This window comes from Oerskovia enterophila, assembly GCF_044748475.1.
Classification (GTDB): Bacteria; Actinomycetota; Actinomycetes; order Actinomycetales; family Cellulomonadaceae; genus Oerskovia; species Oerskovia enterophila.
The window spans coordinates 25,661-48,308 of the sequence record NZ_JBIVFZ010000007.1 but is presented as its reverse complement, the minus strand read 5'-3'; the positions used below and the strand labels follow the sequence as shown (position 1 = coordinate 48,308).

The 22,648-nt window shown below is 71.5% G+C and carries 23 protein-coding genes; 11 read left to right on the top strand and 12 right to left on the bottom strand.

The window, feature by feature from the left end; translation table 11 throughout:
• Positions 1-30 precede the first annotated feature (30 nt).
• Positions 31-759 carry a beta-ketoacyl-ACP reductase gene (gene fabG / locus ACIPWA_RS18770; protein ID WP_056647146.1) on the bottom strand — a complete coding sequence of 243 codons (729 nt, stop codon included), beginning with the start codon at positions 757-759 and terminating at the stop codon, positions 31-33.
• 172 nt (positions 760-931) lie between these two features.
• Here fabG and ACIPWA_RS18765 point away from each other — a divergent pair, with 172 nt between their 5' ends.
• The 3 genes from ACIPWA_RS18765 to ACIPWA_RS18755 are packed head-to-tail and all read left to right on the top strand — an operon-like array spanning position 932 to position 2,686.
• Positions 932-1,411 carry a DUF3099 domain-containing protein gene (locus tag ACIPWA_RS18765; protein WP_068709713.1) on the top strand — a complete coding sequence of 160 codons (480 nt, stop codon included), beginning with the start codon at positions 932-934 and terminating at the stop codon, positions 1,409-1,411.
• Complete coding sequence (locus ACIPWA_RS18760) at positions 1,404-1,652, top strand: hypothetical protein (protein WP_400292123.1); 249 nt, start codon at positions 1,404-1,406, stop codon at positions 1,650-1,652. The genes ACIPWA_RS18765 and ACIPWA_RS18760 overlap by 8 nt, the downstream gene beginning before the upstream one ends.
• On the top strand, positions 1,649-2,686 hold the full coding sequence (locus ACIPWA_RS18755; RefSeq protein ID WP_400292120.1) for an SURF1 family cytochrome oxidase biogenesis protein: 1,038 nt from the start codon (positions 1,649-1,651) through the stop codon (positions 2,684-2,686). Before ACIPWA_RS18760 ends, ACIPWA_RS18755 begins: the two co-directional genes overlap by 4 nt.
• 202 nt (positions 2,687-2,888) lie before the next feature.
• On the opposite strand, the gene ACIPWA_RS18750 is transcribed toward ACIPWA_RS18755, so the two are convergent.
• The gene (locus ACIPWA_RS18750) at positions 2,889-4,487 is read right to left on the bottom strand and encodes an ABC-F family ATP-binding cassette domain-containing protein (protein ID WP_056647151.1); all 1,599 of its coding nucleotides are present in this window, start codon (positions 4,485-4,487) and stop codon (positions 2,889-2,891) included.
• Positions 4,488-4,966: 479 nt separating this feature from the next.
• On the opposite strand from ACIPWA_RS18750, the gene ypfJ reads away from it, so the two are divergent.
• On the top strand, positions 4,967-5,869 hold the full coding sequence (gene ypfJ, locus ACIPWA_RS18745) for a KPN_02809 family neutral zinc metallopeptidase (RefSeq protein WP_400292117.1): 903 nt from the start codon (positions 4,967-4,969) through the stop codon (positions 5,867-5,869).
• Between the two features lie 175 nt (positions 5,870-6,044).
• Positions 6,045-6,653: a dihydrofolate reductase family protein gene (locus ACIPWA_RS18740; protein WP_400292115.1), complete on the top strand. Its 609-nt coding sequence runs from the start codon at positions 6,045-6,047 to the stop codon at positions 6,651-6,653.
• A gap of 142 nt (positions 6,654-6,795) precedes the next feature.
• Here ACIPWA_RS18740 and ACIPWA_RS18735 read toward each other — a convergent pair whose 3' ends face one another.
• Entirely contained in the window at positions 6,796-8,409 is a 1,614-nt protein-coding gene (locus ACIPWA_RS18735) for a flavin monoamine oxidase family protein (RefSeq protein WP_068709719.1), read from the bottom strand.
• 343 nt (positions 8,410-8,752) lie between these two features.
• Between ACIPWA_RS18735 and ACIPWA_RS18730 the strand changes: the two genes are divergently transcribed.
• Entirely contained in the window at positions 8,753-9,412 is a 660-nt protein-coding gene (locus ACIPWA_RS18730; protein ID WP_068709721.1) for a Rid family hydrolase, read from the top strand.
• A 147-nt stretch (positions 9,413-9,559) separates the two neighbouring features.
• Here the strand turns inward: ACIPWA_RS18730 and ACIPWA_RS18725 are convergent, their stop codons facing one another.
• From ACIPWA_RS18725 to ACIPWA_RS18690, 8 genes are all read right to left on the bottom strand, one after another.
• Positions 9,560-9,907 carry a metal-sulfur cluster assembly factor gene (locus ACIPWA_RS18725; protein WP_056647167.1) on the bottom strand — a complete coding sequence of 116 codons (348 nt, stop codon included), beginning with the start codon at positions 9,905-9,907 and terminating at the stop codon, positions 9,560-9,562.
• On the bottom strand, positions 9,904-10,452 hold the full coding sequence (gene sufU, locus ACIPWA_RS18720) for a Fe-S cluster assembly sulfur transfer protein SufU (RefSeq protein ID WP_068709723.1): 549 nt from the start codon (positions 10,450-10,452) through the stop codon (positions 9,904-9,906). The genes ACIPWA_RS18725 and sufU overlap by 4 nt, the downstream gene beginning before the upstream one ends.
• Positions 10,453-10,545: 93 nt before the next feature.
• Positions 10,546-11,844, bottom strand: a complete 1,299-nt coding sequence (locus ACIPWA_RS18715) for a cysteine desulfurase (RefSeq protein WP_056647173.1) — start codon at positions 11,842-11,844, stop codon at positions 10,546-10,548.
• Positions 11,845-11,918: 74 nt separating this feature from the next.
• A complete protein-coding gene (sufC, locus tag ACIPWA_RS18710) occupies positions 11,919-12,683 on the bottom strand; it encodes a Fe-S cluster assembly ATPase SufC (RefSeq protein WP_354507447.1) in 765 nt (254 codons plus the stop codon).
• A 41-nt stretch (positions 12,684-12,724) separates the two neighbouring features.
• Positions 12,725-13,066: a non-heme iron oxygenase ferredoxin subunit gene (locus ACIPWA_RS18705; protein WP_056647177.1), complete on the bottom strand. Its 342-nt coding sequence runs from the start codon at positions 13,064-13,066 to the stop codon at positions 12,725-12,727.
• 10 nt (positions 13,067-13,076) lie between these two features.
• On the bottom strand, positions 13,077-14,309 hold the full coding sequence (gene sufD / locus ACIPWA_RS18700) for a Fe-S cluster assembly protein SufD (RefSeq protein ID WP_056647179.1): 1,233 nt from the start codon (positions 14,307-14,309) through the stop codon (positions 13,077-13,079).
• Positions 14,310-15,764, bottom strand: coding sequence for a Fe-S cluster assembly protein SufB (gene sufB / locus ACIPWA_RS18695; protein ID WP_056647181.1), 1,455 nt, complete (start codon positions 15,762-15,764; stop codon positions 14,310-14,312). It lies immediately after the preceding gene.
• 1 nt (position 15,765) lies between these two features.
• The gene (locus ACIPWA_RS18690; protein ID WP_400292111.1) at positions 15,766-16,665 is read right to left on the bottom strand and encodes a helix-turn-helix transcriptional regulator; all 900 of its coding nucleotides are present in this window, start codon (positions 16,663-16,665) and stop codon (positions 15,766-15,768) included.
• A 171-nt stretch (positions 16,666-16,836) separates the two neighbouring features.
• Between ACIPWA_RS18690 and ACIPWA_RS18685 the strand changes: the two genes are divergently transcribed.
• Together ACIPWA_RS18685 and ACIPWA_RS18680 are read left to right on the top strand one after the other, a co-directional pair.
• Positions 16,837-17,796, top strand: a complete 960-nt coding sequence (locus ACIPWA_RS18685) for an ABC transporter ATP-binding protein (protein ID WP_068626747.1) — start codon at positions 16,837-16,839, stop codon at positions 17,794-17,796.
• Positions 17,793-18,608, top strand: a complete 816-nt coding sequence (locus ACIPWA_RS18680) for an ABC transporter permease (protein ID WP_056647191.1) — start codon at positions 17,793-17,795, stop codon at positions 18,606-18,608. The genes ACIPWA_RS18685 and ACIPWA_RS18680 overlap by 4 nt, the downstream gene beginning before the upstream one ends.
• Positions 18,609-18,667: 59 nt before the next feature.
• On the opposite strand, the gene ACIPWA_RS18675 is transcribed toward ACIPWA_RS18680, so the two are convergent.
• Positions 18,668-19,429, bottom strand: a complete 762-nt coding sequence (locus ACIPWA_RS18675) for a hypothetical protein (protein WP_400292108.1) — start codon at positions 19,427-19,429, stop codon at positions 18,668-18,670.
• 180 nt (positions 19,430-19,609) lie between these two features.
• On the opposite strand from ACIPWA_RS18675, the gene ACIPWA_RS18670 reads away from it, so the two are divergent.
• From ACIPWA_RS18670 to ACIPWA_RS18660, 3 genes are all read left to right on the top strand, one after another.
• Positions 19,610-20,548 carry a COX15/CtaA family protein gene (locus ACIPWA_RS18670; protein ID WP_068626744.1) on the top strand — a complete coding sequence of 313 codons (939 nt, stop codon included), beginning with the start codon at positions 19,610-19,612 and terminating at the stop codon, positions 20,546-20,548.
• A 199-nt stretch (positions 20,549-20,747) separates the two neighbouring features.
• Positions 20,748-21,782, top strand: a complete 1,035-nt coding sequence (locus ACIPWA_RS18665) for an ATP-binding cassette domain-containing protein (RefSeq protein ID WP_400292106.1) — start codon at positions 20,748-20,750, stop codon at positions 21,780-21,782.
• Positions 21,779-22,612, top strand: a complete 834-nt coding sequence (locus ACIPWA_RS18660) for an ABC transporter permease (protein WP_056647205.1) — start codon at positions 21,779-21,781, stop codon at positions 22,610-22,612. The genes ACIPWA_RS18665 and ACIPWA_RS18660 overlap by 4 nt, the downstream gene beginning before the upstream one ends.
• Positions 22,613-22,648: the final 36 nt, after the last annotated feature.

The window sequence follows — 22,648 nt, the reverse complement described above, 5'->3', positions numbered from 1 at the left end:
CGCGTGCTCCCCGACGACGTCAGGTGGTGGTCAGTGCCCCATGCCGAGGCCGCCGTCGACCGGGATCACGGCGCCGCTGATGTAGCCCGCGTCGGGGGACGCGAGGAACTGCACGACACCCGCGACCTCGTCGGCCTGGGCGAAGCGTCCCGCGGGGATGTTCGCCTTGTACTGCTTCTGGCGCTCCTCGGGCAGCTCGGCGGTCATGGCCGTCTCGATGAAGCCCGGGGCGACGACGTTGGCCGTGATGCCGCGACCACCGAGCTCGCGCGTGATCGAGCGGGCCATGCCGACCAGCGCGGCCTTCGAGGCCGAGTAGTTGACCTGCCCGGGGCCGCCGTACAGGCCCACGACCGAGGAGATGAGCACGATGCGGCCGCGCCGCAGGCGGATCATGCCCTTGGAGACGCGGCGCACGCAGCGGAAGGTCCCCGTGAGGTTGACGTCGATGACGGACTCGAACTCGTCGTCGGTCATGCGCATGAGGAGCTGGTCACGGGTCACGCCCGCGTTCGCGACGAGGACCTCGACCGGGCCGAGCTCGGCCTCGATCGCCGTGAAGGCCGCGTCGACGGCCTCGGTGTCGGTGATGTCGCCCACGACGCCGAACACGCCCTCGGGCAGGTCGCCGCTGCGGTAGATCGTCGCGACACGGTCACCGTTGGCGACGAACCGCTCGGCGATCGAGCGGCCGATGCCCCGGTTGGCGCCCGTGACGACCACGGTGCGCGGGCTGGGGGAAGCGGGGGCTTCGGACACGACATCTCCTCGTTCGGGTGGCCTGGGAGGCGTCGTCCGCGGCGGGGATTCCCCCGCTCGTCCGGCACGTCGCCGCAACGACCGTACCGCGAGCGCCCGACGGCGTGCGCGCAGGGACCATCACAGGCGACCGGGGTCCTTTGTCGGGTTCCGACAAACGTAGGATGGAGGGGTGAGCAGCAACAACAAGGTGCCGAGCATCTCGGACGCACCGGAGTCGCTCGCGCAGGACCAGGCCCGGCGCACCAAGCGCTACCTCATCCAGATGGGGATCCGGCTCGTGTGCTTCCTCGCGGCCGTGATCGTCCACGGGTGGTTCTCGTTCGTCCTGATCGGGGCCGCGATCGTCCTCCCGTACGTCGCGGTGCTGCTCGTCAACGCCGGGCGGGACCAGAGGACCTACGACGTCTCGCCCATGGAGCGCCTCCAGGTGGAGGCCGCCCCTGACCACCCGAGCCTCGGGCGCGTCGTCGAGCTCGACGACGAGGGCCGGGTCCGCCGTGAGGACCCCGACTCCCCCGCCGCCCCGGACGCCCCCGCCCCGCCGCCGACCGGCGAGCCTTCCGACCGGTCCGCCGCCGGCCCCGCCACTGACCGACCCACCGACCACCCCACTGACCGACCCACCCAGCAGGAGCCGCACGATGGTTGACCTCCTCCACCTCGCCGACCCCGTCGACGAGGGTGAGCTGTTGTGCAGCGCCAAGGGCTGCCGCGCCGAGGCGGCGTGGGGCCTGCTGTGGAACAACCCCAAGCTCCACACCCCCGAGCGCCGCAAGGTGTGGCTCGCGTGCGACGACCACCGCGAGCACCTCGAGACGTTCCTGGGCGCCCGGGACTTCTGGAAGCAGACCGTGCCGGTCGTCGACCTGGAACGTCGGCCCGAGCTGTGACGTCCCCCTCCCCCGAGGTCCCCGGCACCCCGCAGAGCGCTGAGCCTTCCAGCCCGCGGGCCCGCACCCCCGACGCGGCCGAGCTCGCCCGGGACGTCGCGCGCGACGCCAAGGCCGAGCCCCGGACGATCCGCCAGTGGATCACGCTCGCGCTCGGCGTCCTGCTCGTGGCGGCGCTCTGCGTGCTCGCGGGCCGCTGGCAGTGGCACCGGTACGAGTCGCGATCGGCCCAGATCGAGATCATCGAGTCCAACTACGACGCGACCCCGGTCCCGCTCGCCGACGTCCTGCCAGGGCCGGGCGCCGAGCTGGACCCGCAGCGGGTGTGGCAGCAGGTCACGCTCGAGGGCAGCTACGTCCCCGAGGCGAGCGTCCTCCTGCGCAACCGTCCGGTCGGCAGCAAGGCCGGGTTCCACGTCCTGGTCCCGTTCGTCACCGAGCCCACCGACGGCAGCGAGCCGGTCGTCATGGTCGTGGACCGCGGCTTCGTCCCGCTGGGCGCCGACGCGAGCGCACCCGACGAGGTGGCCGCTCCGCCGTCGGGCCGCGTCGAGGTGACCGTGAGCCTGCGCGCCGACGAGCCCGCGTCGAGCCGCGACGCACCCGACGGGCAGGTCCAGGCCATCAACACGGCCCAGGTGCTCGCCGAGGGGCCCGACGGCGGCGCGTGGGCCGACGGGATGACCGTCGGCGCGTACGGCTCGCTCCGTGCCGAGGACCCGGCCCCCCCGGCCTCGCTGCGGGCCCTGGCCGTCCCGGACACCGATCCCGGCTCGCACCTGTCCTACACGTTCCAGTGGTTCGTGTTCGCGGCGGGCGCGATCGGCGGCTTCCTCATCCTGATCCGCCGCGAGAAGCGCGAGACCGTGACCGCGGGAGACCTGCTCGGCGAGCAGCGCGCCGCGGGCCGGACCCCCGGGGAGCCCGCTCCCCGGCGTCGGCGAGGGCCGACCGCCGAGGAGGAGGAGGACGCCCTCCTCGACGCCCAGGCGGCCGCGCACGAGCCCTCCGCGCACGACGACGCACGGACCTGACCGCCGCACCACACCGCACCGCACCGCACCGCACCGCACCGCACCGCACCGCACCGCACCGCACCACACCACACCGCACCGCACCGCACCGCACCCGGAGCGTCCGCACCGACCCGCCCGGCGGGAACGACGAACGGCCCGCCTGCTCCTCGGAGCAGGCGGGCCGTTCGTGTCGCTGCAGGTACCGGTGGCTACCGGTCGATCAGGCCAGCGAGATGAGCTCGGCGTAGGAGTCGTTCCACAGGTCCTCGTCGCCGTCGGGCAGCAGCAGGACGCGCTCGGGAGAGAGCGCCTCGACCGCGCCGTCGTCGTGGGTGACCATGACCACGGCCCCCTCGTAGTTCTTGAGCGCGTCGAGGATCTCCGCCCGCGAGGCCGGGTCCAGGTTGTTGGTGGGCTCGTCGAGGAGCAGCACGTTCGCACCCGACACGACGATGGTCGCGAGCGCGAGGCGCGTCTTCTCCCCACCCGACAGCACGTGCGTGGGCTTGTTGGCGTCGTCGCCCGAGAACAGGAACGAGCCGAGGACCGAGCGCACCTGCGTGTCCGTGAGGTCCGGCGCCGCGTGGCGCAGGTTCTCGACGACGGTCACGTCCATGTCCAGGGTGTCGTGCTCCTGGGCGTAGTAGCCCAGCTTGAGCCCGTGCCCCGCGATGACCTCACCCGTGTCGGCCTTCTCGACGCCCGCCAGGATGCGCAGCAGCGTCGTCTTGCCGGCACCGTTGAGCCCGAGTACCACGACCCGGCTGCCGCGGTCGATCGCCAGGTCGACGCCCGCGAAGATCTCCTGCGACCCGTAGGACTTGGACAGCCCCTCGGCCGTGATCGGGGTGCGCCCGCACGGGGCGGGGGTCGGGAAGCGCAGCTTGGCGACCTTGTCGCTCACGCGCTCGCCCTCGAGGCCCGAGAGCATGCGCTCGGCGCGCTTGATCATGTTCTGCGCGGCCACGGCCTTGGTCGCCTTGGCGCGCATCTTCTCGGCCTGCGCGAGCAGCGTGCCAGCCTTCTTCTCGGCGTTGGCGCGCTCGCGGCGGCGACGACGCTCGTCGGTCTCGCGCTGCTCGAGGTAGGCCTTGTAGCCCAGGTTGTACTGGTCCAGGACGCCGCGGTTCGCGTCGAGGTAGAAGACCTTGTTGACGGTCGCCGAGAGCAGCTCGACGTCGTGGCTGATGACCACGAACCCGCCCGAGTAGTTCTTCAGGTAGTCGCGCAGCCACAGGATCGAGTCGGCGTCGAGGTGGTTCGTCGGCTCGTCGAGCAGGAGCGTCTCGACGCCCGAGAACAGGATGCGTGCGAGCTCGATGCGGCGGCGCTGACCACCCGAGAGCGTGTTGAGCGGCTGCGCGAGGATGCGCTCGTCGAGGCCCAGGTTCGAGGTGATGCGCTGCGCCTCGCTCTCCGCCGCGTACCCGCCAGCGGCCGTGAAGCGCTCCTCGAGCTTGGGGTAGCGGTCCATCGCGGCCAGGTGCGTGTCCGCGTCGGCGCTCGCCATCTCGCCCTCGGTCTCGCGCATCTTGCGCACGAGGACGTCGAGCCCGCGCGCCGAGAGCACGCGGTCCATCGCGATCACGTCGAGGTCGCCCGTACGGGGGTCCTGCGGCAGGTAGCCGACCTCGCCCGTGCGCACGATCTGCCCGGCCGTGGGCTGGGTCTCCCCCGCGAGGGTCTTCGTCAGGGTGGTCTTGCCCGCTCCGTTGCGACCCACCAGACCGATCCGGTCTCCGGCAGCGATGCGGAAGGACGCCTCGTCCAGCAGGACGCGGGCGCCGACGCGCAGCTCGACGGCATGGGCAGTGATCACAGAGAGTTCCTCCGGCGGGGTCGTGGGGTGTCCAGGAGTCTTGCCCGGCGCGGGACCGCGCCGTGTGCGAGACACAAACGCCACCGATTCTAGTGCCGCGCGGCTGCGGACGGAACGGGATTTCGCGGGCTGGTCCGTCACAGTGGGTGGGCCGCGTGCGGACCGGACCGCCGCGAGGGCCGTACTGCTCTGTTCCTGGTCGGGTCGCGGGTGCCGAGAACGAGGTTGCGTTCGTTCTGAGCCCTGAAACGACCGCAACCTCGTTCTCGGCGGCCACCTTGCTGCCCGACGACGTCGCTCCCCTCCCAGGACGAGCCGCGCCCGGGTGCGGCGAGAGCGCGCGGCGGGCTGCGCCGTCGGGCAGCGAAGGGCGGCCTCCCCGCCGACGGCTCCCGCGCACGGCGAGCCGCGGCGGGGCATCGCCGACCGGACAGCGACCGCAGGGCGCCGTGACCTGCGGCGACGGGTAGCGTTGACCTGTGACGTTCAACGAGGGTGGTTCTTTCGAGGGCGGCCGTGTCCGCAAGGGCGGCCGTGGCAAGGGTCCTGCGATCGCGGGCGGCGGCATCGCGGCCGTGCTCGTGGCGGTCGTGGTCGCCCTGCTCAACGGCGGCGACCTGGGCAGCGTGCTCGGGGCCGTGGGCGAGCAGGTCCAGTCGACCAGCACCGAGGACACGGGGCAGCAGCAGTACGTCGACGACTGCACCGCTGAGCAGGCCAACACCGAGCGCGAGTGCAGGCTGTCGGCGACGTCGTACTCGCTCGACGACTACTGGTCCGAGGCGCTGCCCGCGCAGGTCGGTGTGGCCTACGTCGTGCCCGACGTCGTGAGCTTCACGGGCTCGACGCAGACGGCGTGCGGCGCGGCGACCAGCGCCGTCGGGCCGTTCTACTGCCCGCCCGACCAGAGCGTGTACCTCGACGTCTCGTTCTTCGACGAGCTGCGCGACCGCTTCGGCTCGTCGGGCGGTCCGCTCGCCGAGGAGTACGTCGTGGCGCACGAGTTCGGACACCACATCGAGCAGCTCTCGGGGGCCATGTCGTCCGCGGACCGCTCGGGCACCGGGCCCGAGTCCGACTCGGTGCGCATCGAGCTCATGGCCGACTGCCTCGCGGGCATGTGGGCGGGGAACGCGGCCACGACGATCGACCCCCAGACCGGCGTGGCGTACCTCGCCCCCATCACGCAGGAGCAGTTGAAGGATGCCCTCTCCGCAGCATCGGCTGTGGGCGACGACCGCATCCAGCAGTCCGCGACCGGCTCGGTGAACCCCGAGGCGTGGACGCACGGATCGAGCGAGCAGCGCCAGCGCTGGTTCATGACGGGCTACGACGGCGGGTCGTTCCAGGACTGCAACGCGCTCGAGGCGTCGACGCTCTGAGCGGTCCCGTTCCCGCTCACCCTGACGGCGGTCGTCGGACGGTCCGTGAGCGCCCAGCGCACGTGCGCCTCCGACCGACCGATGAGTTCTCGGTCGCGCAGCCGTCTCACGAGTGAGACCAGGCCGCCGTCGAGCGGCATCACCGCACGGGAGCACCGAGGACGGGGACGGATCGATGGCTGACCTGCTCGTGGACTTCATCACCTCGCTCGACGGCTACGCGTCGGGCGAGGGCTGGCCCGGGTTCTGGGGGCTCGAGGGCCCCGAGTACCTCGCGTGGCTGCAGGAGCAACCCGAGGTCACGTACCTCATGGGCGCGAACACCTACCGGCTGATGTCGGGCTTCGCGGCCGGGCAGATGCCGGCGGGGACCGACGAGTTCACCGCAGACGAGGAGGCGTCGGTCGACGAGCTCACGGCGGCGCGGAAGGTGGTCTTCTCCAGCACGCTCACCGAACCGTTGACGTGGGCCAACTCCACGCTGGTGCGCGGCGACGCGGTGGAGACCGTCCGCGCCATGAAGGCCGACGAGGGCGGGCTCCTGAGCACGATCGGCAGCCTCAGCGTGGCGCGGACGCTGCTGCGGGCGGGGCTCGTCGACCGGTTCCGGGTCGGGATGTTCCCCGTGATCACCGGTGCGACCGGAGCCGAGCGGATCTACGACGGCTATCCAGACGTCGCCCTCGAGATGATCGACCACCGCACCTTCGACACCGGGATCCACATCGTCGAGTACCGCCCACGCGTCCTGGAGCACCCACCTCTCCTGCCCGCCGACGGGTGAGAGCGCCAGGTCGGACAGGAGTCCAGCGTTCCGGCGCACGGGCTCTGAGCCCCGTACCCAGGCGCTGACGAGCCTGCCTCGGGCGGCGAGCAGCGGTCCGGGGTCCTCGGACGAGCCGAGGACCCCGGACCCCTTCACCGCGTCAGCTCGACATGACGCGCTGGTGGAGGTTCTGCACGGCGTACCGCGCCGACCAGAACGCACCGTGCTGCCAGGCGGAGATCTCGGACATCCAGTCCCCCGCGAAGTAGACGTTGCCCGCTCCCTGCTGGAGCTGCTTGAAGCGCGCGGACTCGGTGTTCGGGTACGCCCAGGCGCCCTCGATGTACGGCACCTTGTGCCACGCGATCGAGAACGAGCTCTCGAGCTCGGTCCGGTACTTCTCGCCGTGGATCTTGACGCCCTGCTCGACCGCGCGCAGCTCGCGCTGCTTGGGCGCCATGTCCGCGTAGGCCCGCGCGTTGGCCCCCGTGTTGTAGTAGCCGACGACGAGGCCCTTACGCTCCCCGTACCCGTAGGACGGGTACCAGATGTGGGCCAGGTCCATGTCGGTCTCGGTGATGCCGCCGTAGATGCGGTGGTCGTCCTCCCAGAAGCGCGACCGGTACTGGAGGCCGATCTTGCCCGCAGGAGAGCCGACCGCGAACTCGCCCAGCGCCGCGTCGATGTCCGGGCCCCAGTTGGTGCTCCAGCGACGCATGAGCCCTGCCGGGGCTGACACGATCGCGAAGTCGGCGTCGATCTGGCGGGCCTTGCCGTTCGCCGCGGTGTAGGTGACCTTGACCCCGCGGCTCGTGTTCTCGACCCCGGTGACCGGTGAGTTGAAGAGCACGTTCTGCTTGCCGATGGCGCGCACGAAGTACTCGTAGGTCGTGTCCATGCCGCCCTTGGGCTGGAACATGAGCATCGACTGCTCCCAGTTGATCTCGAACGGGAAGTACTGCCCCACCTTCGAGGCGAGCACCTCCGAGACCGTGCCCGGTCCGGGCAGCGGCGTGCCGTGCTCGTTCCACGCCGTCGGGTAGACCGAGTACCCGCGGTTGCTCCCGCCCTGGTACTTCCCGTCGGCCGTCAGCGACCCCCAGCTGCGCAGGAAGGACCGCAGGTTCTCCTTGTCCGCGGCGGTCAGCTTCTGGTCGAGCGCACCCTGGTCGGCCGCCATGCTCAGCAGCTCCGAGGTGTAGCCGAACACGTCGGCCTTGGCCGTGCGGTACCGCACCGGGTTGCCCGGGGTGGCGCCCGAGCGCTCGTTGTAGAGGTAGGCGTCGGCGTTGGCGTTGGTGAAGACCTCGTACGGCACCCCCAGCTCGCGCAGGTAGTCCATGGTCACCATCCACTGGGCGATGCGCCCGGCGCCCGCGTTCATGTACGTGCCCTCGGAGAACCGGGCGGTCTGCTTGACGCCGTTGATGTCCGTCTCGGAGTCGCCGTTGCGTATCGTCAGCGTCCGGCCGCCCGCGCGGTGACGGGCCTCGAGCACCGTCACCCGGTATCCGGCCTTCTGCAGCTCGTACGCCGACGCGAGCCCGGCGGGTCCTGCACCGACGACCACGACCTTCTTGGCGGAGCGCCCGGTCAGCGAGAAGTCGCTGCCCCTCGGGGGCGTCCAGGACTCGTTCCGCGGCTGCGCCGCGGCCGTCGGGGCGAGCCCGACGGCGCCCATCGTCGCGAACATGACACCGGCGCTGGAGCCCACGCCGACTGCCTGGAGGAAGTTGCGGCGCGAGACGCCGGAGGAGCCGTTTTCTGAGACCACGATGCCCTACCTCTCATCTGTCGGTCTGACGGACGGGGGTCCACGGCCGCGAGCGCCGGGTGCCGCCGCCAGCACCGTGCGTGACGCTAGGCGCCTCAGGTTCCCTGGACGGTTCCTCGGCGTTTCCTGACAGTTGCCGGTGGTAACAAGTCTGTTTCGCGAGGTTCCTGCTGGATGCCCTCTGCAGGCGGATCCGGCGATACGAGGCATCGGCCCGACTTCAGCCCGAACCTCGGCGTTCATCGCGCCGAAACGGCACCTCACTACGGTCCTCGCCATCCGGTACCCACCGGACCGACACGTGCCAGGCGCCCCGCGCGCTGCACCGCCACTGGAGGTCCTCATGAAGAACAGCGTCAAGATCATCGCCGCGGTCGTCGTGACCGCAGCCGTCGCCGTCCCGGGCACCGCCTACGCGAAGGGCAAGCTCTTCGAGCCCGCGCCGACCGAGGCCGTCTCGTTCATCACGGGAGACACGGCCTCGATCGCCGACGGCGTCGCGATCGGCAAGAACGTCTCCTGGTACAAGTCCTCGGGACTCGGTCCGTCGGCGATGAACACGGCCCCCGGCGTGTCGGCCGAGGCCCGGTACATCCCGACCGACGTCTTCCCGGGAGGCCAGCTGCCGGCCGGGGTCACCCTCACCGAGGCCCAGGGCATCAACGCCCTCATGCGCATCGGTGAGAACCTCACGAAGGCCGGGCTGTCCTACGAGGACGTCGTCTCGATGCGGGTCTTCCTCCAGAACCCCGAGGGCGAGGCGAAGATGGACTTCGCCGGGTGGAACCGGGCGTACCGGCAGTTCTTCGCCAACACGAACCTCGCGACGGGCGCGACGCTCGACGTCCAGCTCGGCTCCGTGACGACCAAGCCGATGGTCGTCAACGGGGCGCGTCCCTCGCGGTTCGCGCTCGAGATCGAGAACCTGCCGGTCAACGGTTGGCTCGTCGAGGTCGAGGTGGACGCCGTCTACCCGGGGACGGACCACAAGCACTCGAAGTGAGCGGGGGCGGCGCCGCGCACGCCGGGTGGCCGGCCCGCCTCCGGCCCGTCCCCCGGCTCGCGGTGGCGTGAGCCGGTGAGCACGTCGAAGGGGCCGCCGTCCCGGGAGGAACGACGGCCCCTTCGACGCAAGCCCCTGAGGCGAGCGTCAGACGTTGAAGCCCAGCGCGCGCAGCTGGTCCTTGCCGTCCTGCGTGATCTTCTCGGGGCCCCACGGCGGCATCCAGACCCAGTTGACCCGGAAGCCGTCGATCAGCCCGTCGAGGGACTGCGCCGTCTGGTCCTCGATGACGTCCGTGAGCGGGCAGGCCGCCGACGTGAGCGTCATGTCGATCACGGCGTGGTTGTTCTGGTCGACCTGGATGCCGTAGACGAGCCCGAGGTCGACGACGTTGATGCCGAGCTCGGGGTCGATGACGTCGCGCATGGCCTCCTCGACGTCGGCCGCGGTCGGCGGGGTCGGTGCCGCAGAGGCGGCGGGGGTCTCGGTCGTCATCGGTTCTCCTGGGGGGACTGCGGGGACAGAGGGTGGTCGAGCGAGGGCTGAGAGGCGGTGCCCGGGCCCGCGAGGACTCCGGACGTCGCCAGGGTGTCACGCAGCGCGGCCCAGCCGAGCAGGGCGCACTTGATGCGCGCGGGGTACTGCGAGACGCCCGTGAAGACCGTGGCGTCACCCAGCTCGTCCTCGCGCTCGTCGTCGAGGCCCTTGCCGCGCGACTGCATGAGCTGGCGGAAGAGCTCGCCGAGGTGCTCGGACTCCGCGACGGGGGCTCCGGTCACCAGGTCGGTGAGCACGGACAGCGAGGCCTGCGAGATGCTGCAGCCCTGACCCTCCCAGCTCACGCGCGAGATCGTGGGGGCCTCGGGGTCCGCGGTGTCGAACTCGACGCGCATCGTGACCTCGTCACCGCACGTGGGGTTGATCTGGTGGGACTCGCCGTGCAGGTGCCCCTCCGCGAGCTCCACGAAGCCGCGCCCGTGCGGGGACTTCGCGTGGTCGAGGATGACCTGCTGGTACATCTGCTCCATCGAGCTGCTCATTGCTGGGGTCCTGCTCCTTCGGTGCATCCTGCGGTTCGCTGGAAGGCGGGGATCAACCGGGCCACGCCCACGGTCGACGTGGACGTGCGCGCGTCAGTCCACTGAGAAGAACGCCCGGACCCCCGCCAAACCTTCCCGGAACGCCGTGACGTCCTCGGACGTCGTGTACACCGAGGCCGAGGCGCGCGCCGTGGCGGCGACCCCGAACCGGCGGTGCAGGGGCTGGGCGCAGTGGTGACCGACCCGCACGGCGATGCCGGCGTCGTCGAGCACCTGGCCCACGTCGTGGGCGTGGACGCCCTCGACGACGAACGAGACGACCGCGAGGCGGTCCTCGGGCGTCCGCGGGCCGATGACCCGCACGCCCGGGATGTCCGCGATCCGGAGCAGCTCGACCGCGAGGTCGTGCTCGTGGGCCGCGACGTTCTCCATCCCGAGCTCTTCGAGGTACTGCGCCGCGACGCCGAGGCCGACGATCTGCGCGACGGCCTGCGTGCCGGCCTCGAAGCGCTGCGGCGGCGGCATGTACGACGCCTCCGTCATGGTCACGACCTCGATCATGGAGCCGCCGGTCGTGACCGGGGGCAGCGCCTCGAGCAGCTCACGCCGCCCGTAGAGCGCGCCGATCCCCGTGGGGCCGAGCATCTTGTGGCCCGAGAACGCGGCGAAGTCGACGTCCAGGTCGTGCAGGTCGACCGGCAGGTGCGGCACGGACTGGCACGCGTCGAGGAACGTGAGCGCCCCGACCTCCTTGGCCCGCGCCACGATCGGCGCGACCGGGGTGATCGCGCCCGTGACGTTCGAGGCGTGCGTGAACGCGACGACGCGCGTGCGCTCGGTGATGACCGAGGCCGCCTCGTCGACGCGGATGCGCCCCTCGTCGTCGACACCGAACCAGCGCAGCACCGCTCCGGTGCGCGCGGCGAGCTCCTGCCACGGCACGAGGTTCGCGTGGTGCTCGGCCTCGGTCAGGACGATCTCGTCGCCCGGCGCGAGGGCGAAGCGGCGGGCCGCCTCTCCCCCGCGACCGATCGTCGCGTTCGACAGCGCGTACGTCACGAGGTTGATCGCGGCCGTGGCCCCGGAGGTCCACACGATCTCGTCGGCGTCCGCCCCGACGAAGCGCGCGACCGCGGACCGGGCGTCCTCGAACGCCTCGGTCGCCTCCTCCGCGAGCTGGTGCGCACCGCGGTGCACCGCGGCGTTGCGCTCCTCGTAGAAGTCGACCTCGGTGTCGAGGACGACCTGGGGCTTCTGCGACGTGGCGCCCGAGTCGAGGTAGACGAGCGGGCGGCCACCACGCACCGTGCGGGCGAGCAGCGGGAAGTCGGCTCGCACGGCGGCGAGCTCGGTGGCGCTCAGCCCGGCCCGCACGGTGTCGGTGGTGGTCATCGGAAGTCTCCTCGGGTGTGTCAGGTGCCCGCCGGCGGACCGGCGGGCGGGAGGCCGACGGGCGGCCGGCCGGGTCAGGCCGTGGCCGCGCCGGTCAGGAAGCGGTCGTAGCCCTCGTTCTCGAGGCGGTCGGCGAGCTCGGGGCCGCCCTCCTCGGCGATGCGGCCGTCGACGAACACGTGCACGAAGTCCGGCTTGATGTATCGCAGGATGCGCGTGTAGTGCGTGATGAGCAGCACGCCGACGTCGGTGCTCGCCTTGGCGCGGTTGACGCCCTCCGAGACGATGCGCAGCGCGTCGACGTCGAGGCCCGAGTCGGTCTCGTCGAGGATCGCGATGCTCGGCTTGAGGAGCTCCATCTGCAGGATCTCGTGGCGCTTCTTCTCACCACCGGAGAAGCCCTCGTTGACCGAGCGCTCGGCGAAGGACGAGTCCATGCGCAGGTTCTCCATGGCGCCCTTGACGTCCTTGACCCACGTGCGCAGCGCGGGGGCCTCGCCGTCGATCGCGGTCTTCGCGGTGCGCAGGAAGTTCGAGACGGACACGCCCGGGACCTCGACGGGGTACTGCATGGCGAGGAACATGCCGGCGCGGGCACGCTCGTCGACGGTCATCGCGAGGACGTCCTTGCCGTCGAGCGTCACGGTGCCGCTCGTGATCGTGTACTTGGGGTGACCGGCGATCGAGTACGCGAGGGTCGACTTGCCCGAGCCGTTGGGGCCCATGATCGCGTGGGTCTCGCCGCTGTTGATGGTCAGGTCGACGCCGCGCAGGATCGGCTTCGGCCCTTCCTTGGTCTCGACGCTGACGTGCAGGTCGCGGATCTCCAGAGTGGACATGTGGTGTTCTCCAGTATTCGGAATATCGAGAAGTTCAGGGGTCAGGACGGGGAGACGGTCTGGTCGATGTCGACGAGCACGCGCTCGCCGTCGATCGTGACCGGGTAGACGGGCACAGGGCGCATCGCGGGCAGCGCAGTCGGCATGCCGGTCCGCAGGTCGAACTGCGAGCCGTGCAGCCAGCACTCGATGAAGCAGCCCTCGACCTCGCCGTCGGACAGCGAGACCGCGCCGTGGGAGCAGATGTCCGAGATGGCGTGCCAGTTCCCGTCGCCGTCGCGGACGACCGCGACCTCCACGGGACCCTTCTCGCCCTCGAGCTCCACGCGCAGCGCCTCCTCGGGCGCCACGTCGTCGGTCATGCAAGCAAGCTGTGCAGTCATGCGGGTCCGGTCACCGGCCTTCGATGACGCTCATCGACTTGGCGAGCTCGGCCTCGATCGACGTGAGCAGACGCTCCTCGACCGACGGGACACCGATCTCCTGGATGAGCTCCGCGAAGAAGCCGCGGACCACGAGGCGACGGGCGTCGGCCTCGGGGATGCCACGGGCCTGCAGGTAGAAGAGCTGCTCGTCGTCGAAGCGACCGGTCGCCGAGGCGTGCCCGGCACCCTCGATGAGGCCCGTCTCGATCTCGAGGTTCGGCACCGAGTCGGCCCGCGCGCCGTCCGAGAGGACGAGGTTGCGGTTGAGCTCGTAGGTGTCGGTGCCCTCGGCCTCGGTACGGATCAGCACGTCGCCGACCCAGACCGTGTGCGCGCCCTCGCCCTGCAGCGCGCCCTTGTAGGTGACGCGCGACTTGCAGCTCGGGACAGCGTGGTCGACGAAGAGACGGTGCTCCTGGTGCTGGTCGGCGTCCGCGAAGTACAGGCCGACCATCTCGACCTCGCCACCGGTGCCGGTGAACTCGGCGTCCGGGGTCACGCGCACGACGTCGCCGCCGAACGTCACGACGACGTGCTTGAGCTTGGCGTCGCGGCCGATGCGGGCGCGGTGCGAGCTCGCGTGCACGGCGCCCGCGCTCCAGTCCTGGACCGACACGACCGTGAGGTGCGCGCCGTCCTCGACGACGATCTCGACCGTCTCGGTGAGCGTCGCGGAGCCCACGTGGTCGATGACCACGACGGACTCGCTGTGACGCTCGGCCTGGATCAGCAGGTGCGTCGCGGTGGGCTCGTCGGACAGGCCCTCGATGCGCACGGACGTGACCTCGCTGGCCACGGCCTCGGCCGGGATCGTCACGACGGTCGCCTCGGCGAACGCGTTCCACGCGGTCACGGCGGTGCGGTCGCCGGGGACGCCCGCGCGGCCGAGCCGCTCGTCGTCCCGGCCGACGATCTCGACCGTGACCTCGGGGGCGTCGACCACGGTCGTGCGCACGCCGGCGCTGCCGAGCTCGGCCGCGAACAGCGGGGCGAGGCGCGGGACCGGCGAGAAGCGCCACTCCTCCTCGCGCCCCGTGGGCACGGTGATGACGGTCGGGTCGAACGAGGTGATGCGCTCGGCGCGGGATCCCTGCGGCGTGCCGCCGACCCCGTGCGAGTGAGCGCCGTCCTGGACGGCCTGCGTGTGGTCCGTGCTCAGGCCGATCGGCTCGGTCTCTGTGGTGCTCGCAGTAGTAGTCATTTAGCCGACGGACCCTTCCATCTGCAGTTCGATGAGGCGGTTGAGCTCGAGCGCGTACTCCATGGGTAGCTCGCGCGCGATGGGCTCGACGAACCCGCGCACGATCATGGCCATGGCCTCGGTCTCTGCCATGCCTCGGGACATGAGGTAGAACAACTGGTCCTCGCTCACGCGCGACACGGTCGCCTCGTGACCCATCGAGACGTCGTCCTCGCGGACGTCGACGTACGGGTAGGTGTCGGACCGGGAGATCTGGTCGACGAGCAGCGCGTCGCACAGAACGGTGGAGGCGGAGTGCTCCGCTCCCTCGAGGACCTGGACGAGGCCGCGGTAGGACGTGCGTCCACCGCCGCGCGCCACGGACTTCGAGACGATCGAGGAGGACGTGTGCGGGGCCGCGTGCACCATCTTGGCGCCCGCGTCCTGGTGCTGGCCCTCGCCCGCGAACGCGATCGACAGCGTCTCGCCCTTGGCGTGCTCGCCGAGCAGGTAGATCGCGGGGTACTTCATGGTGACCTTGGAGCCGATGTTGCCGTCGACCCACTCCATGGTCGCGCCCTCGGCCGCCGTCGCACGCTTGGTGACGAGGTTGTACACGTTGTTCGACCAGTTCTGGATGGTCGTGTACCGCACGCGGGCGTTCTTCTTGACGATGATCTCGACGACCGCGGAGTGCAGCGAGTCGCTCGAGTAGATCGGGGCGGTGCAGCCCTCGACGTAGTGCACGTACGAGCCCTCGTCCGCGATGATCAGCGTGCGCTCGAACTGGCCCATGTTCTCCGTGTTGATGCGGAAGTAGGCCTGCAGCGGGATCTCGACGTGGACGCCCGGGGGGACGTAGACGAACGAGCCGCCGGACCACACGGCCGAGTTGAGCGCGGCGAACTTGTTGTCACCCGAGGGGATGACGGTGCCGAAGTACTCCTGGAAGAGCTCGGGGTGCTCGCGCAGCGCGGTGTCGGTGTCGAGGAAGATGACGCCCTGCTTCTCGAGCTCCTCGTTGATCTGGTGGTAGACGACCTCGGACTCGTACTGGGCCGCGACGCCCGCGACGAGGCGCTGCTTCTCCGCCTCGGGGATGCCGAGCTTGTCGTAGGTGTCCTTGATGTCCTCGGGCAGGTCGTCCCACGAGGTGGCCTGCTTCTCGGTGGACCGCACGAAGTACTTGATGTTGTCGAAGTCGATGCCCGACAGGTCGCTGCCCCAGTTGGGCATGGGCTTCTTGTCGAACAGGCGCAGGGCCTTGAGCCGGTAGTTCAGCATCCACTCGGGCTCGCTCTTGAGCGCCGAGATGTTGCGCACGACCGCCTCGGAGAGGCCACGCTGCGCAGTGGCACCGGCGTCGTCCTTGTCGTGCCAGCCGTAGCCGTAGGAGCCGATCGAGGCGATGATCTCCTCGTCGGACTGGCCGGTGCTCTGGGACACGCCAGCGGTGTCCTGGGTGGGAGCGCTCATGTCATTCCTTCCACGTTCCGTCGACGACGGAGGGGGGCGGTGGGGCGGTGGTCGATGAACCTGTCGGTTCGGGGTGTCGTGCTGGGGGGTGCGCCGGGGCGCGCGGTCCGCGCGCGGTGGCGCGACGTCCGGTGGTCTCGTGCCCGACGGCGTCGCTCGCCTCGGGTGCGCGGGTCACCGCGGGGAGCACGGGGACGTTGGTGGTGCACGCGTGCCCGCCGCCCGCGAGGGTCGCGAGCCGCTGGACGTGCGAGCCGAGGAGCTGGGAGAAGACCTGGGCCTCGGCGTCGCAGAGCTGGGGGAACTCCTCGGCCACGTGCTGGACCGGGCAGTGCCCCTGGCAGAGCTGGACGGTCGCGGTCCCGGCGACGGGGCGCACGCTCGCCGCGAACCCGTCCTCGGCGAGGACCGCGGCGAGCTGCTCGGCGCGGCCCGCGACGTCGTCGGCCGTGATGCGGGGCGCGTAGCGGTCCGTGAGCTCCTCGAGGCGACGGCGCGCGAAGTCCTCGACCGCGTCCTCGCCCGCGACGTCGCGCAGGAAGCGCAGGGCCTGGGTCGCGAGGTCGGGGTAGGCCCCCGAGAGCTCGGACTGGCCCCGGTTCGTCGCGACGTAGTGCCGTGCGGGGCGTCCGCGCATGCCCGTGGTGGCGCCCGAGTCGTGGACCGAGATGAGGCCGTCGGTCTCGAGCTGCGCGAGGTGGCGGCGGACGCCCGCGGGTGTGAGGCCCAGGTCCGTCGCGAGCGAGGCGGCGCTCACGGGCCCGTCGGTCACGATGAGGGACAGGACGCGCTCGCGCGTGGTCCCGTCACCGTCGAGGGCGACGTGGGATGCGTCACTGCCGAGCGCGACGGCAGGCAGCGAGCGGGGGGCTGCACCCGAGGTGCGTGCACCGTGCGTCATGCCTCACCTCCACGTCGTCCGGCCTGCTGGGATCCGCCTCGCCTGCCCCGCGGGCGCGCAAGAGCCCCGGGGACAGGTCGATATAGGTAACAGTCTCATGCGCTAAATGGTCCGACGCAAGCAAGGCGTACCTCACAGCGGGCCCCAGGCGGCTCCCCTACAATCGCCACCGTGCCCGACTCCCCCGCCGTCGTCCTCCAGGACGTGGTCAAGCGTTATGACGGCCGGGCGGTCGTCGACCACCTGAGCCTGACCGCCTCACGAGGCGCCGTGACCGCCGTCCTCGGCCCCAACGGGGCCGGCAAGACCACCACGATCGAGTGCTGCGAAGGGCTGCGTGCCCCGGACGCGGGCACCGTGCGGGTGCTCGGGCTCGACCCCCTGCTGAGCGCACGCGACCTGCGCCCGCGCGTCGGGGTCATGCTCCAGGACGGCGGTCTGCCCACGGGCGTGCGCGCGCTCGAGATGCTGCACCACGTCGCGTCGATGTACGCGAACCCTCGCGACGTGGCGGAGATCACGGAGCGCCTGGGCCTCGCGAGCTTCGCCCGGACCACGGTCCGACGCCTGTCGGGCGGTCAGCGGCAGCGCCTCGCGCTCGCCGCGGCGATCGTCGGCCGCCCCGAGGTCGTGTTCCTCGACGAGCCGAGCGCGGGCATGGACCCCCAGAGCCGGCACGCGGTGTGGGAGCTCGTGCGCGAGCTGCGCGCGGACGGCGTCGGGATCGTCCTGACGACCCACCTCATGGACGAGGCCGAGGACCTCGCGGACCACGTCTACGTCGTGGACCACGGGCAGGTCATCGCCTCGGGCGCGACGGCCGACCTGCTGCACGCGGGCCCGTCCGCGGACGGGAACCGCACGCTGCGCCTCGAGGCGCGCGCGGGACTGGACGTGGAGGCGCTGGCCCGGCGCGTCGAGGCAGGCCCGACGACGTCGCCCACCTCCGCGTGGACCGTGACCGAGACGCAGCCCGGCTCGTACAGCGTGACCGGGCCGGTCGACCCGTCGACCGTCGCGGTCGTGACCGCCTGGCTCGCGGACGAGAGCGCGCTCGCCTCGCGCATCACGATCGGCCGCCGCACCCTCGAGGACGTCTTCCTCGACCTGACAGGACGAGAGCTCCGATGACCGACCAGACGACGACCGGCCCGGTCGCCGAGCGGCCCGCCCCGACCGACGGGGCAGCCCTCGCGGACGGCGCCGCCCCGGCGTGGCGGCGGGTCGCGTCGCAGACGGCGTTCGAGACGCGCATGATCCTGCGCAACGGCGAGCAGCTGCTCGTGACGATCATCCTGCCCGTGATGCTGCTCGTGGGCCTGGCCCGCACGACCTTCATCGACCTCGACACGCAGGGCTACTCGCGCATCGACTTCGTGACGCCCGGCGTCCTGGCCCTCGCCGTCATGTCCACGGCCTTCACCTCGCAGGCCATCGCGACGGCCTTCGACCGGCGCAACGGCGTCCTGCGCCTGCTGTCCACGACGCCGCTGGGCCGGGGCGGGCTGCTCGCGGGCAAGATCCTCGGGGTGCTCGCGGTCGAGGTCGTCCAGGTCGTCGTGCTCGGTGGGGTCGCGCTCGCGCTCGGATGGTCCCCGGACCCGGCCGGCATCCTGCCGGCCCTGCTCGCGGTGCTGCTCGGCACCGCGGCGTTCACGAGCCTCGCGCTCCTCCTCGCGGGGACGCTGCGCGCCGAGGGCGTGCTCGCGGTCGCGAACCTGCTGCTGGTCCTGCTGACCGTCGCGGGAGGCGTGCTGGTCCCGGCCGCGCAGCTCCCCGGGGCGCTCGAGCAGGTCGCGCTGCTGCTGCCCTCCGGCGCGCTGGGCGAGGCCATGCGCGGCGCGCTGCTCCTCGGCGAGGTCCCTGCGTTCTCCGTGGTCGTGCTGCTCGGGTGGACCGCGGCGCTCGGGTGGGGAGCGGGCAAGCTGTTCCGCTGGCACTGAGCCCGTCCCCCGGCGCCGTGAGCGCCCCGACCGTCAGCCCGCCGTGCGACGGTCCCGCGTCACTCGTCCCGCCACGCGCCTGCCGCCTCCCCGCCGGCGACGGGCAGACGCACCTGTGCCAGCGCCGCTCCCCAGGCCGCCTCGTCGATCGCGGTCCCGGTGCACTCGAAGGCCACGAGCGAGGACTCGCGCAGGCCCTCGCCCGAGTAGAGACGAGCCCACACCGAGCGGACCAGGACGCGGCTCCGCACCACGGTGCCCGCACGCTCGACGGTCCACTCCTGCACGAGCGCGTTCGTCCCGCGGGGCGTGCCCGGCCTGCCGTCGGCCACGAGGACCTCGGAGACGCTCGACGGGTCGCTCGCCCGTTGCTCGCCGGCCAGGAGGTCGGCGAGCGCGACGAGGGAGATGTCCCGCTCCGCAGCGACCTGGTCCTCGTCGGGCACGCTCGTCGCGGTGCTGGACACGGTGCACCTGCCGGTCGATCCGAGCGTCGTCCAGCCGGCGCGTGACGGGAAGGCGCTCGCCGAGGTGAAGCCCTCGGGGCGGACGACCAGGGTCGCGGTCCGGTCGAAGGCTCCGGCCGTCCCCGCCCCGGCACCGGCCTCCGTCCCGGACTCCTCGCCGACCGTCTGCCCGGGAGCCGCGTCACCGCCCACCGCCTCGTCGGTCGTCCCGGTCCCTCCCGAGGCAGGCGAAGCCTCACCCACGGCCGGGGTCTCCTGCGGGTCCGCTCCTGGCGTGCAGCCGGCCAGCACCAGCAGGGCGACCGCGAGCGCTCCCATCCTCTGGATGCGGCGAGCAGGTCGGGAAACGGTCACGAAAACCCCCTGAAATGTGGCGAAAGGTCCCGTGAGGGTATCGAAACGACCACGATTCGTCGGGATCGACGCGCTGTCCCGTCACGGTTCCCTTCCGGCGGTCTCCTGCGGGCCAATCTCACACCCGCGCGGGGCCTCGGCGATTGAGGGCCGCACTGCCCCCGCGGCTACCTTTGGACGGTGAGCAGCGCAGAACTCGCCCCGGTACCCACCTCGCCCGCCTGGTACGCGAAGGTCGACCGCTTCCGCCGCTGGACCCGACCGGTCCTCGTCGCGAACCTCGTCGGCCAGATCGGCATCATCGTCACGGGCGGCGCGGTGCGTCTGACCGGGTCCGGCCTCGGCTGCTCGACGTGGCCGCTGTGCGAGCCCGGGAGCTTCACGCCCGAGTTCCACTCGGCGATGTCCATCCACCCCCTGATCGAGTTCGGCAACCGCACGCTCACGGGGGTCGTCGGGATCATCGCGCTCGCGGTCCTGGTGCTCCTCTGGACGGACACGACGCGTTCCACGTCGTTCCGGCGGGCGAGCTCGCTCCCCCTCATCGGGGTGGCCCTGCAGGCCCTCATCGGCGGCGTCACGGTCCTCCTGCACCTGCACCCTGCCGTGGTCGGCGTCCACTTCCTCGTCTCCGCCGCGCTCGTGGCGGTCTCGGCGTACCTGCTGTACCGCTCCGGCGAGGGCGACGGGCAGCCCACGGCCGCCGTGGACCGGCGGACCACGCTGGTCGGCCGGGTCCTGGCCGTCCTGGCCGTCCCGCTGCTGGTCCTGGGCGTCCTGGCGACGGGCTCGGGCCCGCACGGGGGCGACGACGAGGTGGCCTACCGCTTCTCCCTCGACCCGGCGCTCATCAGCAAGGCGCACGCGGCCTCGGTGTGGCTCTTCCTCGTCGTGCTGGTCGTGCTGACGGTCATGGTCCTGCGTCAGGCCACCGCCCCTGCCCGGGCCCGCAAGGCCGTCGTCGTGCTCGTCGGGGTGACGCTCCTCCAGGGGCTGATCGGCTACGTCCAGTACTTCACGGGACTGCCCGAGATCCTGGTCGCCGCGCACATGCTGGGCGCCGGGCTCCTCATCACGTCGCTCACCTGGACGCTGCTCACGTTCCGCGTCCGCGCCTGACGCTCACCGCCTGTCGCCGCCGCCCGCCGTCGCGCCTGGGCGGCAGGACCGAAGAGGGCCGTCGTTCCTGCGGGAACGACGGCCCTCTCTCGCTCCCCTCACTCCCCCCGACTCCCGCGGCAGCGGCATGACAGGGCCGTGACACCGGCGTGACAGGCCCCTCCCGGAGGCTGGACCCACCAGCAACCAGGAGGAATCCATGACCCACGAATGGGCGGTCGAGGCACACGGCCTCGTCAAGACGTTCGGCGACAACCGGGCGGTCGACGGCGTCGACCTGAGCATCCGCACCGGCTCGGTGTACGGCGTGCTCGGCCCCAACGGCGCCGGCAAGACCACCACCATCAGCATGCTCGCCACGCTCCTGCGCCCCGACGCCGGCGAGGCCCGGGTCTTCGGGCACGACGTCGTCCGCGAGGCGCAGGTCGTGCGCCAGCTCATCGGCGTCACGGGCCAGTACGCCTCGGTCGACGAGACGCTCAGCGCGACCGAGAACCTCGTGATCTTCTCGCGCCTGCTCGGCCTCGGGCGCGCCGAGTCGCGACGCAAGGCCGCCGACCTGCTCGAGACCTTCGGCCTGACCGAGGCCGCGACGCGTCCGCTCAAGAACTTCTCCGGCGGCATGCGCCGCCGTCTGGACCTCGCGGCGAGCCTCATCGCCCAGCCTCCCCTGATCTTCCTCGACGAGCCGACCACGGGCCTGGACCCGCGCACGCGCGCCCAGATGTGGGACACGATCCGTGAGCTCGTCGCGACGGGGTCGACGGTCGTGCTCACGACCCAGTACCTCGACGAGGCCGACCAGCTGGCCGACCGGATCGCGGTCATCGACCGCGGGCGCGTCGTCGCGGAGGGCACGGCCGACGAGCTCAAGGACGCGGTCGGGAACCAGTCGCTCCAGCTCGGGCTGGTCGCGGCCGCGGACCTGGGGTCGGCCCTCGACATCGTCGAGGCCACGTTCGGCGTGCCCGCGACGACGTCCCCCGAGGCCCGACGCATCACGGTGCCGGTGACGGGTCCCGACGAGGTCACGGACCTGCTGGTCCGGCTGCGCGAGGCCCGCATCGGCGTCGACTCGATCAGCATGGACAAGCCGAGTCTCGACGAGGTCTTCCTGACCCTCACGGGTCACGGCGTCGCGACCGAGGAGCCGGGCGCGGACGCCACCCCGAGCCCCACGGGCGGCGCGCCCGTACCGACCACCGGCACCACGCGAGAGGCGGCACTGCGATGACCACGACCCTCACCGCTCCCCGGGAGCAGATCCAGGCCGCGACCGACCGCGACCTGACGAACCGCACGAGCCTCGGGCAGACGGTCCGCAACACGTTCACCATGGCGTACCGCGGCATCCTCAAGATCCGTCGGACGCCCGAGCAGCTCGTCGACGTGACGCTCCAGCCCATCCTGTTCACGCTGATGTTCACGTACATCTTCGGCGGCGCGATCGCGGGCGACGTCGTGAGCTACCTGCCCACGATCATCCCGGGCATCCTCGTCCAGACCGTCATCACGACGTCGGTCGTCACGGGCGTCCAGCTCCGCGAGGACATGGACAAGGGCGTGTTCGACCGCTTCCGCTCGCTGCCGATCGCGCGCATCGCGCCGCTTTCGGGGGCGCTGCTCGCGGACACGGTCCGGTACGGCATCGCGACGACGCTCACGTTCGCGATGGGCTACGTCATGGGCTACCGCCCGGCGGGCGGCCTGGGGTCGGTCGTCCTGGCGGCCCTGCTCGTGATCGTGTGCTCGTGGGCCGTGAGCTGGATCTTCGCGTTCTTCGGGGTGGTCGCACGCACCGCGTCGAGCGTCCAGGGGATCTCGATGATCGTCCTGTTCCCGCTCACGTTCCTCTCGAACGCGTTCGTCCAGCCCGAGACCATGCCGGGCTGGCTCCAGGGCTTCGTCAACCTCAACCCGGTCTCGCACCTGGTCACGGCGGTCCGGGAGCTGACGAACAACGGCGTGCTCGGTGCGGACGCCGTGATCTCGCTGCTCGGCGCCGCGGTCATCGTCGCGGTCTTCGCGCCGCTCACGGTACGGGCGTACATGCGCAAGGCCTGAGCGTCGCGCCCCACCACGGACGGGCGGTGCCCCGGC